Here is a 16,075-nt window from a genome sequence, read left to right as displayed (position 1 = left end):
GACGTCCGGGCGACCGGCGGTGGTGGGCCCCCGGCGTGGCCCGGATGCATCAGCAGGATCGGGGCAGGCGCACCTGTCGGCCGGCGTGGGCACCGGGCCAGACTGGACGCAAGCCCCGGGGCTCCGGCCCCCTCCGCCTACGGGGGGCAGACCCCCGGGACGGGTCCACCTCGGGCGTCCGGCCCCCTTCCCCCTGCATCGGGGCCGGGCACCCGAGGTCCCCACGACGAGAGCCCGGCCTCCCTCCCCCTGCACGGAGGCCGGGCTCTCCGGCTGTCCGCACCCGGGTCCGTCGTCGCGCCTGGGGCCGATGCATCACGACGGTCGAGCCGTCCGCACCTGTCGGACGGGCCTGTCGCGGAGGAGGATCGAGTCATGCCTCGGGGCTCCGGCCCCACACCCCCCCTCCGCGGGGCCGGTCCCCCGGGGCGGGCTGCGGGTGGTGCCACGAGTCGCCTCCCGCGACGAGAGGGCACGAGACGACGGCGCCGGCCGACGGCCGGGGGTGCTGAACCACCCCCCGGCCGCAGCGCCGGTCGGTTGCACGACCGGCACCGTCGTCGCCCACCCCTCACCCGCAGCCCTTCGGCCCGACCGGGGTTCGAGGTGGAACCCGACCCTCTGGCGGTCTTCCTTCACCTCGACCCGCGCGGCGTCGGGGCCCCGCCGCGTCAGCCGTCGGTGCCCGACTGGAGGTCGGCCAGCAGGTGCTGGTGCTCCCGGGTCGCGGGGTGCAGCGAGGTGTACGCCGCGTACAGCTCGTCGTAGAGCCCGCGGTGGCGCGGGTCGGGCTCGACGACCCGGTCGAGGGAGGCCCAGTCGGCGTCCGCGGCCACGAGTCCCGCGCCCTGGGCCGCCATCAGCGCGTCGCCGTAGGCCGCCCCGATGGTCTGCCGCGGCAGGTGCTGCGGCCGTCCGGCGACGTCGCTGACGACCTGCGTCCAGAGGCCGCCCTGCGTGCCGCCGCCCACGGCGACGAGCCGCTCGACGGGGTTCTCGGGGGAGTCCAGCAGCTCGAGGATCTGGCGGATGCCGAACGCGATGCCCTCGTACGCGGCGCGGAACAGGTGCCCGCGGCGGTGGCGCAGCGTCAGCCCGACGACGACGCCGCGGGCGCGGGTGTCGAAGATCGGCGTCCGCTCGCCGGCGAGGTAGGGCAGGAGGAGCAGCCCGTCGCTGCCCGGCGGGACGGCGGCCGCCTCGCGCACGAGGTCGTCGAACGGCACGCCCCCGACGAGGTCGCGCAGCCACGTCGTGAGGCTGCCGGAGGTCGACATCCCCGCGGCGAGCGAGAAGCCGGCCGGCTGGACCCCGCGGGTGTTCCACAGCTGCGGGTGCGGGGCGGGGGAGCGCAGCTCCTGGACGAAGAACATCGTCGAGCCGTACATGAGCATGAGGTCGCCCGGGGCGCGCACGCCCGCGCCGTAGGCCTCGGCCCAGGCGTCGACCGTGCCGGCACAGACGGGGGTGCCGACGCGCAGCCCGGTCTCGTCGGCGGCCGCTGCGGTGACCGCGCCGACGACCTCGCCCGACCACGCGAGGGTGGGTGCGGGCAGCCCGGCCATCACGTCGTCGTACCAGTCGTGCGCCCAGTCGGCGGCCTCCAGGTCGTAGAGCGGCACCGACTGGCTCGCCGTGTGGTGGTCGAGGACGTACTCGCCGCTCAGGCGGAACGCGGCGTACGAGCCGGCGCTGAACCACCGCTCGGCCCGCGCCCACGCGTCGGGCTCGTGGCGCTGCACCCACAGCGCCTTGGGGCCGACGGCCTGCGTCGTCAGCGGTGTGCCGCAACGCCGCAGGACGGCGTCGGCACCGAACCGCTCGTCGAGCTCGGCGATCTCGCGGGTCGCCCGGCCGTCGATGCCGTAGAGGATCGCGGGCCGGACCGGCGTGCCGTCGGCGGTGGTCAGCAGGAGGCAGGGCCCGAGCCCGCTGACGCACACCGCGGCGACGGGGCGCGAGGGGTCGACGAGCTCGCGGCAGACGGCCACGACGTCGGCCCACCACACCGCCTCGGCGTCCATCTCGGCGCGGTCCGGGCGCGGCATGACCATCGCCCCCTCGTGGGCGCGGACGGCGGTGGCGACGACCGTGCCGTCGGGGGTGGCGAGCACGCCCTTCGTGCTGCCGGTGCCGATGTCGATCCCGAGGACCAGCTCGCTCACGTCAGGTGCTCCCGTCGGTCGGTGCGGGCGGCCCGCTCGAGCCCCGGACCACGAGGGCGGGGGCGAAGAGGCGGTGCGGCTCGTGCGGGGTCTCGCCGCGGACGACGGCGAGGAGCAGGGTGAACGCCGCGACGCCCATCGCGTGGTGCGGGCGGGCGACGGTGGTCAGCGGCACCGCGAGCTGGGCGGCGAGCGGGATGTCGTCGTAGCCGACGACCGAGACGTCCTCGGGCACGCGGATGCCGTGCCGCTGCAGCTCCTGGAGGATGCCGACCGCGACGACGTCGACGGCGCAGGCGACCGCGCCGGGGCGCTCGGCGGGGGGCATCGCGGCGAGCGCGGCGCCGACCTCGCGACCCCCCTCGACCGACAGCGCGCACGGCAGGTCGACGAGGGTGGCCCCGGCGCCGGCGACGACCTCGCTCACGCCGTCGTGGCGGTCGCGGACGGGGATGGCGAGCGAGGGGTCGCCGGCGAACGCGACGGCCCGGTGCCCGAGGCCGAGGAGGTGCTCGGCGGCGAGCCGGCCGCCGAGGGTGTCGTCGACGCCGACGCTCACGGCCCCCTCGCGCGGGTCCATCCGGTCGAGGACGACGAGGGGGACGCCGCCGGCGCGGACGCGGTGCAGCTCGGCCGAGAGCGGGTCGTGCGGGACGACGATCGCGCCGGCCACTCGGTGCTCGGAGAACACTGTGAGAGAAGCTTTCTCGCGCTCGAGGCTACGGGCGCTGTTGGCCATGAGGAGGGTCATGCCCGCATCGGCTGCGGCGTCCTCGACCCCGCGGGCCATCTCGGCGAAGGCGGGGTTCCAGGCGTCGAGGAGGAGCAGGCCGACGGTGCTGGAGTAGCCGGCGCGCAGCTGGCGCGCGGACTCGTCGCGGACGAACCCGAGCCGCTCGATGGCCGCCTGGACGGCCTCGCGGCGCGGCTCGCTGACCCGCTCGGGGTGGTTGAGCACGTGCGAGACCGTGCCGACCGACACCCCGGCCGCCCGGGCCACGTCCTTGAGGCCCACTCGTCGCGTCGTCACCCTCGACTGCTCCTGACCGTGATCCTTGACACGTTTCAGAAACGGACCCTACCATCGTCCGCATCCGCTTGAAACGATTCAAGCACCTCAGCGAAGAGGAGAACGCAATGGCGCGTGGTCGGATCATCCGAGGCGTGGTGCTGGCCGGAGCCGGCCTGTCGACCCTGCTCGTGGCGGCCTGCGGGTCCGGTGACAGCGGGGCGGGGTCGTCGTCCGGGGGAGGCGGCGGGGACGGGGCCAAGGTCGCCTTCCTCATGCCCGACACCGGATCCACCCGGTACGAGCTGCACGACCGTCCCGGGTTCGAGAAGCGGCTCAAGGAGCTGTGCCCCTCCTGCCAGCCGCTCTACAACAACGCCGACGGCAGCGCGGACAAGCAGCAGCAGCAGTTCAACTCGGCGCTGGCCCAGGGGGCCAAGGTCATCGTCCTCGACCCCGTCGACTCCGCGGCCGCCGCGTCGCTCGTCAACGCCGCGCACTCCAAGGGCGTCAAGGTCATCGCCTACGACCGCCCGATCCCCGACATCAAGGTCGACTTCTACGTCTCGTTCGACAACGAGAAGATCGGCAACGCGATCGCGACCTCGCTCCTCGAGAAGGTCAAGGAGAGCCCGGTCCCGGCCGGCTCCGGCCTCCTCGTCGTCAACGGCTCGCCGACCGACGCCGCCGCCGGCCTGATCAAGAAGGGCGTGCACTCCGCGGTCGACAGCAGCGGCATCCCGATCCTCGCCGAGTACGACACGATCGAGTGGAAGCCCGAGAACGCCCAGAAGTTCGTCAGCGGCCAGATCTCGCGCTTCGGCGACAAGATCATCGGCGTCGTCGCGGCCAACGACGGCACGGCGGGCGGCTCGATCGCCGCGTTCAAGGCGGCCGGCGTCAACCCCAACCCGCCGGTCAGCGGCAACGACGCGACGGTCGCGGGCCTGCAGCTCGTCATCGCCGGCGACCAGTGGAACACCATCAGCAAGCCGAGCGAGATCGTCGGCGGCGCCGCGGCCGAGGTGGCCGTCAAGCTGCTGAACAACGAGGCTCCCGAGACGACCGGCGACCTCTTCGGCTCGCCGTCCAAGCTCTACGACCCGACGCTCGTCACCGCCGAGAACCTCAAGGCCGAGATCGTCGACAAGCAGATCACCCCGGCCTCGGAGCTGTGCACCTCCGAGTACGCCGCCGCCTGCCAGAAGCTCGGCATCTCCTGAGCCCCGACCGCCGCCGGGGCGCACCCCGCCCCGGCGGCCGGCCGGCCGACCATCGGAGGACCTCGATGACCACGACCACCACCGCACCGCCGCTGCTCAGCCTGCGCGGCGTCACCAAGACCTTCGGCGCGGTCAACGCGCTGACCGACATCGACCTCGACGTCGCGCGCGGCGAGGTCGTCGCGCTCGTCGGCGACAACGGCGCCGGCAAGTCGACCCTCGTCAAGGTGCTCTCCGGCGTGCACGCGCCGGACGCCGGGACGATCTCGTTCGACGGCCGGCCCGTCACCGTCGCCGACCCCTCCGCCGCCATCGCCCTCGGCATCGCGACGGTGTTCCAGGACCTCGCCCTCTGCGAGAACCTCGACGTCGTCGGCAACCTCTTCCTCGGGCAGGAGCGCGGGCGGATGCGCCTGGACGAGGTGTCGATGGAGGTCCGCTCCTGGGAGCTGCTCCAGCAGCTCTCGGCGAAGATCCCGACCGTCCGCATCCCCATCGCGTCGCTCTCCGGCGGCCAGCGCCAGACCGTCGCCATCGCGCGCTCGCTGCTCGGCGACCCGCAGGTCATCATCCTCGACGAGCCGACCGCGGCCCTCGGGGTCGCGCAGACCGCGGAGGTCCTCGACCTCATCGAACGGCTCCGGCAGAGAGGGCTCGGCGTCATCATGATCAGCCACAACATGGAGGACGTCCGCGCCGTCGCCGACCGCGTGGTCGTCCTGCGGCTCGGCCGCAACAACGGCAGCTTCGACGCGCGGTCGGTCTCGTCCGAGACGATCATCGCCGCCATCACCGGGGCCACCGACAACGTCGTCACGCGACGTCGCGAGCGGGTCGGGGGCGGGTCCGCCGCCACCGATGCGTCCACCCCGGCCGGCGAGGAGGTCGCGCGATGAGCACCGTCCAGCTCGACCGCGCCGACGAGCGCATCACCCACGACGCCTCGACCGCCGGCCGCGCGAGGGCCGCCCTGCGCAACATCCGGTCCGGCGACCTCGGGGCGCTGCCCGTCGTCATCGGGCTCGTCATCATCGCCGTCATCTTCCAGAGCCTGAACCCGGTCTTCCTCTCGAGCGGCAACCTCGTCAACCTCATGCTCGACTCGGCCGCCGTCGGGGTCATCTCGCTCGGCATCGTCTGCGTCCTGCTCGTCGGCGAGATCGACCTGTCGGTGGGCTCGGTCAGCGGCCTGACCGCCGCCATCGTGGCCGTGCTCTTCGTGCGGCACGACTGGAGCTGGGTGCTCGCGGTCGTCGTGGCGCTCGGCATCGCGGCGCTCATCGGCCTCGCGTACGGCCTGGCGCTCACCCGTTTCGGGATGCCGAGCTTCGTCGCCTCGCTCGCGGGGCTGCTCGCGTTCCTCGGCCTCCAGCTGGCGATCCTCGGCGACCAGGGGTCGGTCAACCTGCCGTTCGACTCCTTCCTCGTCACCTTCGCCCAGGTCGCGTTCGTGCCGCCGTGGCTGGCGTACGTCCTCGCGGCGATCGGTCCCGTCGCGGTGTTCGCGAGCGGCTACGAGACGATGGTCCGCCGCCGGCGCGCCAACCTCTCGGCGACCTCGGTGCGCGTGCTGGCGGTCCGCTCGGTGGCGCTGCTCGTCGTGCTCGAGTTCGTCGTCTGGTACCTCAACCGCGAGCGGGGCGTCGGCTGGATGGTCGTCTTCTTCGTCGCGCTCGTGCTGCTGCTCAACTACGCCATCACGCGCACCGGCTGGGGGCGCTCGCTGCTCGCCGTCGGCGGCAACGTCGAGGCCGCGCGCCGCTCGGGCATCCCGGTCCGACGCGTCTACCTCAGCGCCTTCGCCGTCTGCTCCTTCCTCGCCGCGCTCGGGGGCATCCTCGCCGCGGGTCGGCTCGCGTCGGCGAACCTCAGCAGCGGCACCGGCGACGTCAACCTCAACGCGATCGCGGCGGCGGTCATCGGCGGCACGAGCCTCTTCGGCGGGCGCGGCAGCGCGTGGTCGGCGCTGCTCGGCACGGTCGTCATCGCCGCCATCGCCAACGGCCTGACGCTGCTCAACCTCGACTCGTCGTACCGTTTCGTCATCACCGGTCTCGTCCTGGCCGTCGCGGTGGCGATCGACTCCCTCGCCCGGCGCACACGCGCCTCGCACGGCCGCGCATGAGCACCGCCGTGACCCCCGACCACCCGCCCCAGGAGGAGACCATGATGATCCGTGCGGCCGTGATGACCGAGCTCGGCCGGATCGAGGTGCAGGAGCGGCCCCAGCGGGAGCCGGGCCCGCACGAGGCGCTCGTCCGGCTGCGGGCGGTCGGGGTGTGCGGGTCGGACACCGCCTACTTCACCGTCGGCCGGATCGGCGACTGGGTGGTCGACGGGCCGATCGTCCTCGGCCACGAGGCCGCCGGCCAGGTGCTCTCGGTGGGAGCGGAGGTGACCGGCGTCGACGTCGGGGACCGCGTGGCCATCGAGCCCGGCACCCCCTGCCGCCAGTGCGACGAGTGCATGGCCGGGCGCTACCACCTCTGCCCCGACCTCGTCTTCCTCGCGACGCCGCCGTACGACGGGGCGCTCATGGAGACGATGGTCATCGACGCCCGCAACCTGCACCGCATCCCGGCCTCGATGACCTACGAGGAGGGCGCGCTCGTCGAGCCCCTCTCGGTCGGCATCTGGGGCTGCACGCGCGCCGGGCTCCGGCCCGGGGACGACGTGCTCGTCACCGGCGCCGGGCCGGTCGGGCTGCTGGCCGGCGCGGTGGCGCTGGCCTTCGGCGCGCGGTCGGTGGCCGTGACCGACCCCAGCGAGTTCCGGCAGAAGATGGCGCGCGACCTCGGCCTGACGGTCGACGACGGGACGGGCGGGCAGGACTTCGACGTCCTGCTCGAGTGCTCGGGCGCGAAGGGCGTTCTCGCACAGGGCCTGCGGCGGCTGCGGCCGGCGGGTCGGGCGGCGATGATCGGGATGCCCAAGGAGGAGCTCGTCGGGCTGCCGCTCTCGCAGCTCAACGTCAACGAGCTGACGATCAGCCTCGTCAACCGTTACAACCACACGTGGCCGCTGGCGATCTCGCTCGTCGCGTCGGGTCGCGTGAAGGTCGACTCCCTCGTGACGCACCACTTCCCGCTCGCCGAGACCGCCGACGCCCTGACGCTCGGCTCGCGCGTCACCGACTCGGTCAAGGCGGTCATCCACCCGGACCGCTGACCCCACGGACGGCGACGGCGCCCTCCCGGTGAGGGGGAGGGCGCCGTCGTCGTGCGGACGTGCGTCAGTCGCGCTCGAGCGCGCCGACCAGGCGCCACGCGGCGGGCAGCGCGCCCGCGGCGAGCAGCGCCTTGAGGGCGTCGCCGAGGAGGAAGGGCACGACGCCGACGGTGACCGCGGTCGCGAGCGACATCCCCGTCGAGAGCGAGAGCCACGAGACGCCGAAGACGTAGATGGTCAGGGACGACGCGACGGCGGCGAGGAGCTGGCGCGGCACCGAGCGGTCGTGGCCGCGGCGGGCCGCGAGGCCGGCGACGGCGGCCGCGGCGAGGAACCCGACGAGGTAGCCGCCGGTCGCGCCGACGACGACGTGGGCGCCGTGCGAGCCGTCGGTGAAGACGGGCAGCCCGACGACCCCGAGGACGAGGTAGAGCGCCATGCTCGCGACCGCGCGGCCGGGCCCGAGGGCGGCGCCGACGAGCAGGACCGCGAAGGTCTGGCCCGTGACCGGCACGGGGGAGCCCGGCACCGGGAGGGCGACCTGGGCGGCGAGCGCGGTGAGCAGGGCCCCGAGGCCGACGGTCACCCCGGTGCGGGTCAGCGAGCGCGGGAGGACGGCCTCCGCGAGGGTGGGGCGGAACGGGGCGGCGAGGGCGGTCATCGGGTCTCCGTGTCTCGAGGGGCGGGGCTGCCCCCATCCTGCCGACCTCGTCGCGCGGCGGCGCACCGGGGTGACCAGTGAGACACCGCACCCCGGCGACTGCGGTGGGCCGAGGTGAAACTCGACCTTCGCACGGTCGAATATCACCTCGACCCGTCGGTGCGCCCCGGGGTTCGAGGTGATGTCCGACCCTCAACCGGTCGGGTATCACCTCGACCCGCGGAGGGCTCCGGTTCAGACGGGGCGCTCGAAGGTGATCAGCAGGCCCTCGACGCCGCCGGGACCCATCCGGCCCTTGACGTCGGCGCCGGTGATGGCCTTGAGCTGCCAGCCCTGGCCGGCGTGCTCGTTGAGCACCTTCTCGAGGCGGTCGCCGGACATCTTGCCGCCGATCATCTTCTCGCGGAGCTCGACGACCTTGTACTGGTACGGCACGGGGGCATCCCTTCGTCGCGGACGGATGCCCCGACGGTAGCGGCGCGAGCGCCCGTCCGCCCAGCCCCGCGGGTCAGCCGCGCAGGACCGCCGCGACGGCCTCGACGACCTCGTCGGGCCGCCCGCGGCGCACCGACTCGGCGAGCGCCCGCACGGCGGCGGGCTCGGGGGAGCCGCCCAGCAGGCGGATGCGCTCGGCCAGCGCGGCGTCGAGGCGGGCGAGGAAGGACCCGTCGTCGACGAGCCGCAGGACGCACGCCCAGACGTCCTCGACCGAGCGAGGGCCCCCGTCGTCGGCGAGCAGGGCCGAGCGCAGCGCCGAGTCCGGGTGCGCGGACGCGGCCAGCGCGATCTGCGTCATCGTCGCGGCCCGGGCCTGCACGACCTCGTGGAGGGGGGCGTCGTCGAGCGAGGGGAGGGCGACCCGCGCGGCGGGGTCGCGCACGACCGCGCCGTCGCCGTGCCGGACCTCGAGCCGCCCGCGGACCTCGAGGGCGACGAGCGCGCGGCTGAGGGTCGCGCGGCTGACGCCGAGGTCCTTCGCGAGCCGGCGCTCGGGCGGCAGCCGGTCGCCGGGGGCCAGGCCCTGGGCCTCGATGAAGTCGGCGATGTGGTCGGCCAGCTGCTCGTAGAGGCGCGGGCGGGCCAGCGGCCGCGGGCCGCCGCCGACGCCCGGGACGGCCGCGTCCGGGGCCTGCGCCTCCTGCGTGCCCACCACACCTCCGACTCCGGCCACGTCGTGCTGACGCGGCCCAATGTATTGACAGATGGCTCGTTGGCCAAGAGGCTAGGCCACTGATCCACGACGGACCGACCGGCCCGCCGGAGCAAAGGAGCTCGCATGCACGACGTCATCGCCCTGGGGGTCCTCGCCCTCGTCTTCCTCGTCGCGACGGTGCGCTCGATCAACATGGGCGCCCTCGCGCTCGTGTCGGCCGCCGTCGTGGGCGTCACCGTCTTCGGCGTCGGGCCGGACGAGGTCGTCGGCGGCTTCCCCGCCTCGCTCTTCGTCATCCTCGTCGGTGTCACCTACCTCTTCGCGCTCGCGAAGAACAACGGCACCGTCGACTGGATGGTCCACGCGAGCGTGCGCGCCGTCCGCGGGCGGGTCGCCCTCGTGCCGTGGGCGATGTTCGGCATCTGCGCCGTCATCGCCGGCATCGGCGCCGCGACCCCGGCGACCGTCGCCATCGTGGCCCCCGTCGGGATGGGCTTCGCGGCCCGCTACCGGATCAGCCCCGTCCTCATGGGCATGGCGATCACGCTCGGCGCGACCGGCGGCTCGTTCTCGCCGATCGGCATCTTCGGCGCGATCACCAACGGCGTCGTCTCCGACAACGACCTCCCGGGCAACCCCGCGCTGCTCTTCGCGCTGTCCGTCATCTCCTGCTTCGTCATCACCGCGCTGGCCTTCGTCCTCTTCGGTGGCCGCGAGCTCATGAGCCGGGGCAAGGACGCCGGCGCCGAGTCCGAGATCGGCGAGCGGGCGATGGCCGCCAGCCGCACCGCGACCCGCACGACGGTGACCGGCACCCCGGAGTCGGCCGTCGACCACGCCCGCACCGGTGGCGCCCCCTCGGCGGCCCCGGCCGAGCCGGCGGACGACGACACGCGCCTGAACCCCGAGCGCATCCTCACCCTCGTCGGCCTCGCCTTCCTCGCGGTCTCGGCGCTGCTGCTCAAGTTCGACGTGGGCTTCACCGCCCTCGGCGTCGCGGTCGTCCTCACCCTCGCCTTCCCGCAGTCGGCCAAGGGCGCGGTCGACAAGATCGCCTGGGGCACGGTGCTCCTCGTCGGCGGCATCGTCACCTACGTCTCGCTCCTCCAGGACCAGGGCACCGTCGAGTGGCTCGGCGAGCAGGTGGCCGCGGTCGGCGCGCCGCTCGTCGCCGCGCTCCTCATCTGCCTCATCGGCGCGGTCGTGTCGGCCTTCGCGTCGACGACCGGCATCCTCGGCGCGCTCATCCCGCTCGCCGTCCCCTTCCTCCTCACCGGCCAGGTCGGGGCGGTCGGCCTCGTCGTCGCCCTCGCGATCTCGTCGTCGGTCGTCGACATCAGCCCGTTCTCGACGAACGGCGCCCTCTGCGTCGCGAACGCCGAGGCCAAGGACCGCGACGGCGTCTTCCGCCAGCTCATGCGCTGGGGGATGGGCCTGGTCGTCGTCGCCCCCCTCGTCACCTGGGGCCTGCTGGTGGTGCCGGGATGGCTGTGAGCACCGGGCCCCTGACCGGCACGCTCGTCGTCGACCTCAGCCGCGCGCTCGCCGGCCCGCACGCCGGGATGATGCTCGGCGACCTCGGCGCCCGCGTCGTCAAGGTCGAGTCGCCGGGCCACGGCGACGACACCCGCGGATGGGGGCCGCCGTTCGTCACGGCCGACGGCCCGGCGCGCTCCGCCGCCGAGGGCGTCTCGACGTACTTCCTCTCCTGCAACCGCAACAAGGAGTCGATCGCCCTCGACCTGAAGTCCGACGAGGGCCGCGAGGTCCTCACCGCCCTCGTCGAGCGGGCCGACGTCCTCGTCGAGAACTTCCGCACCGGCGTCCTCGACCGGCTCGGGTTCCCGATGGAACGCCTCCTCGAGCTCAACCCGCGCCTGGTCGTCCTCAGCATCACCGGGTTCGGGCACGACGGGCCCGAGGGCGGGCGGGCCGGCTACGACCAGATCGCCCAGGGCGAGGCCGGGCTGATGTCGCTCACCGGGTCCGGGCCCGAGGACCCCCAGCGCGTCGGCGTCCCCGTCGCGGACCTCCTCGCCGGGATGTGGGGTGCCTACGGGGTGCTCGCGGCGCTGCTCGAGCGCGAGCGCACCGGCCGCGGGCAGGTCGTGCGCACCTCCCTGCTCGCCGGCGTCGTCGGCATCCACGCCTTCCAGGGCACCCGGCAGACCGTCGCCGGCGAGACCGGCACCGCGCAGGGCAACCACCACCCGTCGATCGCGCCCTACGGCCTCTTCCGCTGCGCCGACGGTGCGGTCCAGATCGCCGTCGGCAGCGACGGCCTCTGGCGCCGGTTCTGCGCCGCCTTCGGGCTCGACCCCGACACCGAGGGGCTCGCGACCAACGCCGACCGCGTCGGCCGGCGCGCCGAGGTGGTGGAGCTGGTCGAGGGCGTCTTCGCGCCGTTCGCGGCCGAGTCGCTGCTCGAGCGCCTCGCCGAGGCGGGCGTCCCCGCCGGCCGGGTGCGCTCCCTCGACGAGGTCTACGCCTGGGACCAGGTGGCGGCGCAGGGCCTCCTCGTCGACGTCGAGCACGCCACGCTCGGCCCGGTCACGCTCCCCGGCCCGCCGCTGCGCTTCTTCGACGCCGCCGGCGCCGAGACCACCCGGACCGGGCACACCGCCCCGCCGGTGCTCGACGCCGACCGCGACACGGTCCTCGCCTGGCTGGAGCGGCCGTGAGCACCCGGATGTCGGCCCGCGCCCTGCTCGACCTCGTCCTCGACACCGAGTCGTGGCGCTCCTGGGACGTCGAGCCCGTCGACGTGCACCCCGACCCGGGGTACGCCGCGGCGCTGGAGGCCGCGCGCGAGCGCTCCGGGGTCGACGAGGCCGTCGTCAGCGGTGAGGGCCTGCTGCGCGGGCGCCGGGTCGCGGTCGTCGCGGGGGAGTTCGGCTTCCTCGCCGGCAGCATCGGCGTCGCGACGGCCGACCGCCTGACCCGCGCGGTCGAGCGCGCCACGGCCGAGGGCCTGCCCCTCCTCGCGGCCCCGGTGAGCGGCGGCACCCGGATGCAGGAGGGCACGGTCGCCTTCCTCCAGATGGTCCGCATCACGGCGGCCCTCTCGGCACACAAGGCGGCCGGGCTGCCCTACCTCGTCTACCTGCGCGACCCGACGACCGGCGGCGTGCTGGCGTCGTGGGGCTCCCTCGGCCACGTGACGGTCGCCGAGCCCGGGGCGCTCATCGGCTTCCTCGGCCCGCGCGTCTACGAGGCCCTGCACGGTCGCCCGTTCCCCGAGGGGGTCCAGCGCTCGGAGAACCTCTTCGCGCACGGCATCGTCGACGCCGTCCTCGAGCCGGAGCGCGTGGCCGACGTCCTCGACCGCGCCCTCGCCGTCCTCACCGCGCCGCGGACGCCGGCGGTGCCGCCCCTGCCCGACGGCCTCGACGAGGTCGACGACGACGCACCCGCCTGGGACTCGGTCCTCGCCTCGCGCCGCAAGGAGCGCCCCGGCATCCGACGGCTCCTGCGCTACGCCGCGCGGGACGTCGTGCCGCTCAACGGGACCGGTGCGGGAGAACGCGATCCCGGGCTGCTGCTCGCGCTCGCGCGCTTCGGCGAGGTGCCCTGCGTCGTGCTCGCCCAGGACCGTCGCGGGCAGACGGAGGAGCGCCCGATGGGGCCGGCCGCGCTGCGCGAGGCCCGCCGCGGGATGCGCCTCGCGAGCGAGCTCCGGCTGCCGCTGCTCACCGTCATCGACACCCCGGGCGCGGCCCTGTCGAAGGAGGCGGAGGAGGGCGGCATGGCCGGCGAGATCGCGCGCTGTCTCGCCGACCTCGTCGACCTGTCGGCGCCCACCCTGTCGGTCCTGCTCGGGCCCGGCACCGGCGGGGGAGCCCTCGCGCTCGTGCCGGCCGACCGCACCGTCGCCGCCCGGCACGGCTGGCTCTCGCCGCTGCCACCCGAGGGCGCCTCGGCGATCGTCCACCGCGACACCGCGCACGCCCCGGCGATGGCGCAGGCGCAGGGGGTGCGCTCGGTCGACCTGCGGCGGGCCGGGGTCGTCGACGTCGTCGTCCCGGAGCGGCCGGACGCCTCCCTCGAGGCCGAGGCGTTCTGCCTGCGCCTCGGGGCCGTCCTGGAGCACGAGCTGGCCTCGCTCCTCGCGGTGCCGGACGCCGAGCGCCGGGCCGAGAGGCTGCGGCGGTTCGCGCGGCTGGGCACGGCGACCGCGCTCCCGCAGCCCACCGGCTGACCCGCGGAGGTATCAGCGGGGGTGCTCCGCTCCTCCTCCCGCCGACGGCACACGTCGTCGGTGGAGAGGAGCGAGCATGCCCGGTTGGTACGTACACCTGGAGGCGGCGCACGACACCGCCCGGCTGCTGCGGGACGGCACCGTCCCACCCGGTTTCGCGGTGAGCGAGCCCGAGGCCCGAGCCATCGGCGAGCACTGCCACACGTGGCGCAACTACCTCGCGCTCGGCGCCCTCGGCCCCGACCTCTTCTACCTGCTGCCCGACTTCAAGGACACGACCGGCCAGGTCATCCGCCAGGTCGTGCAGTGGGCGCTCGACGTCTGGGAGGTCGTCGACGCCGAGTTCGTCTCGAAGTGGGAGAAGTGGATCGACCCGATCTCGACGAACAACGCGCAGCTCGCGTCGCAGCTGACGGGCGGTCTCTCGACGCAGCTGGCGCAGGTCCTCGACGAGCTGACGTCGGCGATCATGTCGGCCTTCAAGGGCCTGCTCGCCGAGATGGGCGACTGGTTCGGCGTGCTGACCTCCGGTGTGCCGCAGGGCTACGGGGACGACGCCTTCTACTGGTCGGACATGTTCCACTACCGGCGGACCTACCAGTTCCCGTTCGTCCTCTTCGGGCAGGCGCAGGAGGCGCTCGCCGCCGCGACCACCGACACCGAGCGGCAGGACGCGCAGGCACGCATCGCCTTCGCCGTCGGGTGGATGTCGCACTGCGCCACCGACGTCACCGGCCACCCGTTCACCAACGCCAAGTCGGGTGGGCCCTACCGCGACCACTGGCAGCGCCACCACCTCGTCGAGAACCACATGGACTCCGAGAACTACGACGCCCGCCACCCCGGCCCCCTCTACGGCGAGTACGGCACGTCGGCGCTGCACTTCCGGGTCGCCTTCCGGCACCGCGACGACGCCCCCTACGGTGGGCGCGACGACGCCCCGGCCTACGACCACTGGGCCGGCCTGCCCGCCTACGACGACGGCGACGGCCCGACGGCGACCGCCGCCCGCCGGGCGTTCTTCGACCTCGACAGCGGACCCCTGCCGGGCCACCTCGTCGAGGGCCTCCTCGACGCGATGCACGAGGTCTACGGCGCCGACGGCCCGCACATCCTGCTCCAGGACCCGCCGTTCTCGGCGACCGACCCCGGCACCGGGCAGCCCGACGGGCGACCCAACGAGGCCGCGATGGGCGAGATGTGGGAGATCGTCTACCGCTACCTCAAGATGACCGGCAGCGACGCCATCAGCCTGCGGCTGCCCCCGCCGCCGTCGGTCTTCACCGACCACTCCTTCCCCACGCCGCCCGGGGGTGGCGGGTCCGGCATCGACGACGACCCGAGCCGTGGCGCCGACGTGGACGACGACGACTCCTTCAGCCTGCTGGACCTCCTGCTCGCGCTCTTCGCGTGGGCGGCCTACCTCGCGCAGGTGGTGCTCTGGCTCGCCACCGTGCTGCCCGGGCTCATCCTCGACGTCGCGACCTTCCCGGCGCGCGAGGTCGTCTACTGGGCGGTCATCGTCCCCGCCTGGAACCTCTACCTCCTCGCCCGGCGGGCGCTCGTGATGTCGGGCTTCGCGATGCCCAAGCCGTCGGAGGTCAACCCCGGCCTGACGACGCTCGGGCGGCAGGGCACGTACGACATCGCCTCCGCCCTCGACGCCCCGTTCGGCCTGCCGACCGCCCCGCCGCCGGTGACCGAGCCGTCCGGCCGGCTCACCTCGCACTCGGCGCACGCGCTCGACCACGCCTACCCGCGCGGCATCGTGCGCGACCTGCCGTCGGCCATCGGCCGCCCGGACCTCGCCGGTGCGCTCGGCCTCACCTCACCGCTGCGCTACGCGGCGGACGCCCCCGGCGACGAGCTCAAGCCGTCCGAGTGGGTGGCGCCGTGGCGCTACCCACTGCGCAACCAGGCGGGTGTCGGTGTGGCGCAGGAGGGTCCGGCGACCCACGTCGGGCCGTACGTCGTCGGCTCGGACTCGACCGTCCTGCTCTCCGGCGTCACCGGCGACGACGGCGCCCGGGCGGACCTCGAGGCGGCCGCCACCCCGGAGGAGACCGCCGCCGTGCTCGACGTGCGCCTCCCGCAGGACGAGCACCTCGGCGGGCCGGTCGACTACGGCCTCTACCTCGTCGGCCGGATGGCCGCCGAGAGCGGCGCCCCGGAGTTCTCCGTCCCCGACTTCAACCTCGACTCCGACCGCGGCTACGCCTGGCGCTGCTGGGACTGGAACCGCTCGACGGTCCCGTGCGTGCCCGACATCACGCCGGTCGGCGCGGAGGACTACGGCTACCGGATGCCGTGCACCTCACCGCAGCTCTTCCACGCCGACCACGACTGCCCGACGCACCCGGGCCGCTGGTACGTCGAGACGCACGACCTCGACGTGCACTACCTCCCCGGCGCCGGCCCCCGGCGCTGCGGGAAGCCGACCGAGCACGAGCCCGTGACCGACCTCGAGTGGCAGCGCCACCTCGGCGAGGAGCGATGAC

The 16,075-nt window shown here is 74.4% G+C and carries 13 protein-coding genes; 8 read left to right on the top strand and 5 right to left on the bottom strand.

Annotated elements, in window-relative coordinates; translation table 11 throughout:
* Positions 1-671: 671 nt before the first annotated feature.
* Together HL663_RS00795 and HL663_RS00790 are read right to left on the bottom strand one after the other, a co-directional pair.
* Complete coding sequence (locus tag HL663_RS00795; RefSeq protein ID WP_286175829.1) at positions 672-2,165, bottom strand: FGGY-family carbohydrate kinase; 1,494 nt, start codon at positions 2,163-2,165, stop codon at positions 672-674.
* A gap of 1 nt (position 2,166) precedes the next feature.
* The gene (locus tag HL663_RS00790) at positions 2,167-3,195 is read right to left on the bottom strand and encodes a LacI family DNA-binding transcriptional regulator (RefSeq protein ID WP_173026613.1); all 1,029 of its coding nucleotides are present in this window, start codon (positions 3,193-3,195) and stop codon (positions 2,167-2,169) included.
* Between the two features lie 134 nt (positions 3,196-3,329).
* On the opposite strand from HL663_RS00790, the gene HL663_RS00785 reads away from it, so the two are divergent.
* The 4 genes from HL663_RS00785 (at position 3,330) to HL663_RS00770 (ending at position 7,565) form a co-directional block, all read left to right on the top strand.
* A complete protein-coding gene (locus tag HL663_RS00785; protein WP_286175827.1) occupies positions 3,330-4,397 on the top strand; it encodes an ABC transporter substrate-binding protein in 1,068 nt (355 codons plus the stop codon).
* Positions 4,398-4,462: 65 nt separating this feature from the next.
* Positions 4,463-5,293: an ATP-binding cassette domain-containing protein gene (locus tag HL663_RS00780; RefSeq protein ID WP_173026611.1), complete on the top strand. Its 831-nt coding sequence runs from the start codon at positions 4,463-4,465 to the stop codon at positions 5,291-5,293.
* Complete coding sequence (locus HL663_RS00775; protein WP_173026610.1) at positions 5,290-6,522, top strand: sugar ABC transporter permease; 1,233 nt, start codon at positions 5,290-5,292, stop codon at positions 6,520-6,522. Before HL663_RS00780 ends, HL663_RS00775 begins: the two co-directional genes overlap by 4 nt.
* Positions 6,519-7,565: an NAD(P)-dependent alcohol dehydrogenase gene (locus HL663_RS00770; protein WP_286175826.1), complete on the top strand. Its 1,047-nt coding sequence runs from the start codon at positions 6,519-6,521 to the stop codon at positions 7,563-7,565. The genes HL663_RS00775 and HL663_RS00770 overlap by 4 nt, the downstream gene beginning before the upstream one ends.
* Before the next feature lie 64 nt (positions 7,566-7,629).
* On the opposite strand, the gene HL663_RS00765 is transcribed toward HL663_RS00770, so the two are convergent.
* From HL663_RS00765 to HL663_RS00755, 3 genes are all read right to left on the bottom strand, one after another.
* A complete protein-coding gene (locus HL663_RS00765) occupies positions 7,630-8,226 on the bottom strand; it encodes a biotin transporter BioY (RefSeq protein WP_173026609.1) in 597 nt (198 codons plus the stop codon).
* 234 nt (positions 8,227-8,460) lie between these two features.
* Complete coding sequence (locus tag HL663_RS00760; RefSeq protein WP_173026608.1) at positions 8,461-8,661, bottom strand: DUF4177 domain-containing protein; 201 nt, start codon at positions 8,659-8,661, stop codon at positions 8,461-8,463.
* A gap of 73 nt (positions 8,662-8,734) precedes the next feature.
* Positions 8,735-9,376, bottom strand: coding sequence for a FadR/GntR family transcriptional regulator (locus HL663_RS00755; protein ID WP_173026607.1), 642 nt, complete (start codon positions 9,374-9,376; stop codon positions 8,735-8,737).
* A 126-nt stretch (positions 9,377-9,502) separates the two neighbouring features.
* Here HL663_RS00755 and HL663_RS00750 point away from each other — a divergent pair, with 126 nt between their 5' ends.
* The 4 genes from HL663_RS00750 to HL663_RS00735 all read left to right on the top strand — a co-directional run bounded on the left by HL663_RS00750 (position 9,503) and on the right by HL663_RS00735 (position 16,074).
* Positions 9,503-10,873 (top strand): SLC13 family permease, encoded by a 1,371-nt coding sequence (locus HL663_RS00750; protein WP_173026606.1) that lies wholly within the window; start codon positions 9,503-9,505, stop codon positions 10,871-10,873.
* Positions 10,864-12,060 carry a CaiB/BaiF CoA transferase family protein gene (locus HL663_RS00745; RefSeq protein WP_173026605.1) on the top strand — a complete coding sequence of 399 codons (1,197 nt, stop codon included), beginning with the start codon at positions 10,864-10,866 and terminating at the stop codon, positions 12,058-12,060. The genes HL663_RS00750 and HL663_RS00745 overlap by 10 nt, the downstream gene beginning before the upstream one ends.
* Before the next feature lie 8 nt (positions 12,061-12,068).
* The gene (locus HL663_RS00740) at positions 12,069-13,577 is read left to right on the top strand and encodes a carboxyl transferase domain-containing protein (protein WP_173029918.1); all 1,509 of its coding nucleotides are present in this window, start codon (positions 12,069-12,071) and stop codon (positions 13,575-13,577) included.
* A 76-nt stretch (positions 13,578-13,653) separates the two neighbouring features.
* On the top strand, positions 13,654-16,074 hold the full coding sequence (locus HL663_RS00735) for a zinc dependent phospholipase C family protein (RefSeq protein WP_173026604.1): 2,421 nt from the start codon (positions 13,654-13,656) through the stop codon (positions 16,072-16,074).
* Position 16,075 lies beyond the last annotated feature (1 nt).

This window comes from Arthrobacter sp. NEB 688 (assembly GCF_013201035.1).
Classification (GTDB): Bacteria; Actinomycetota; Actinomycetes; order Actinomycetales; family Dermatophilaceae; genus Phycicoccus.
Note: the sequence above shows the minus strand (reverse complement) of the source record. Positions and strands in the feature narration are given on the sequence as shown.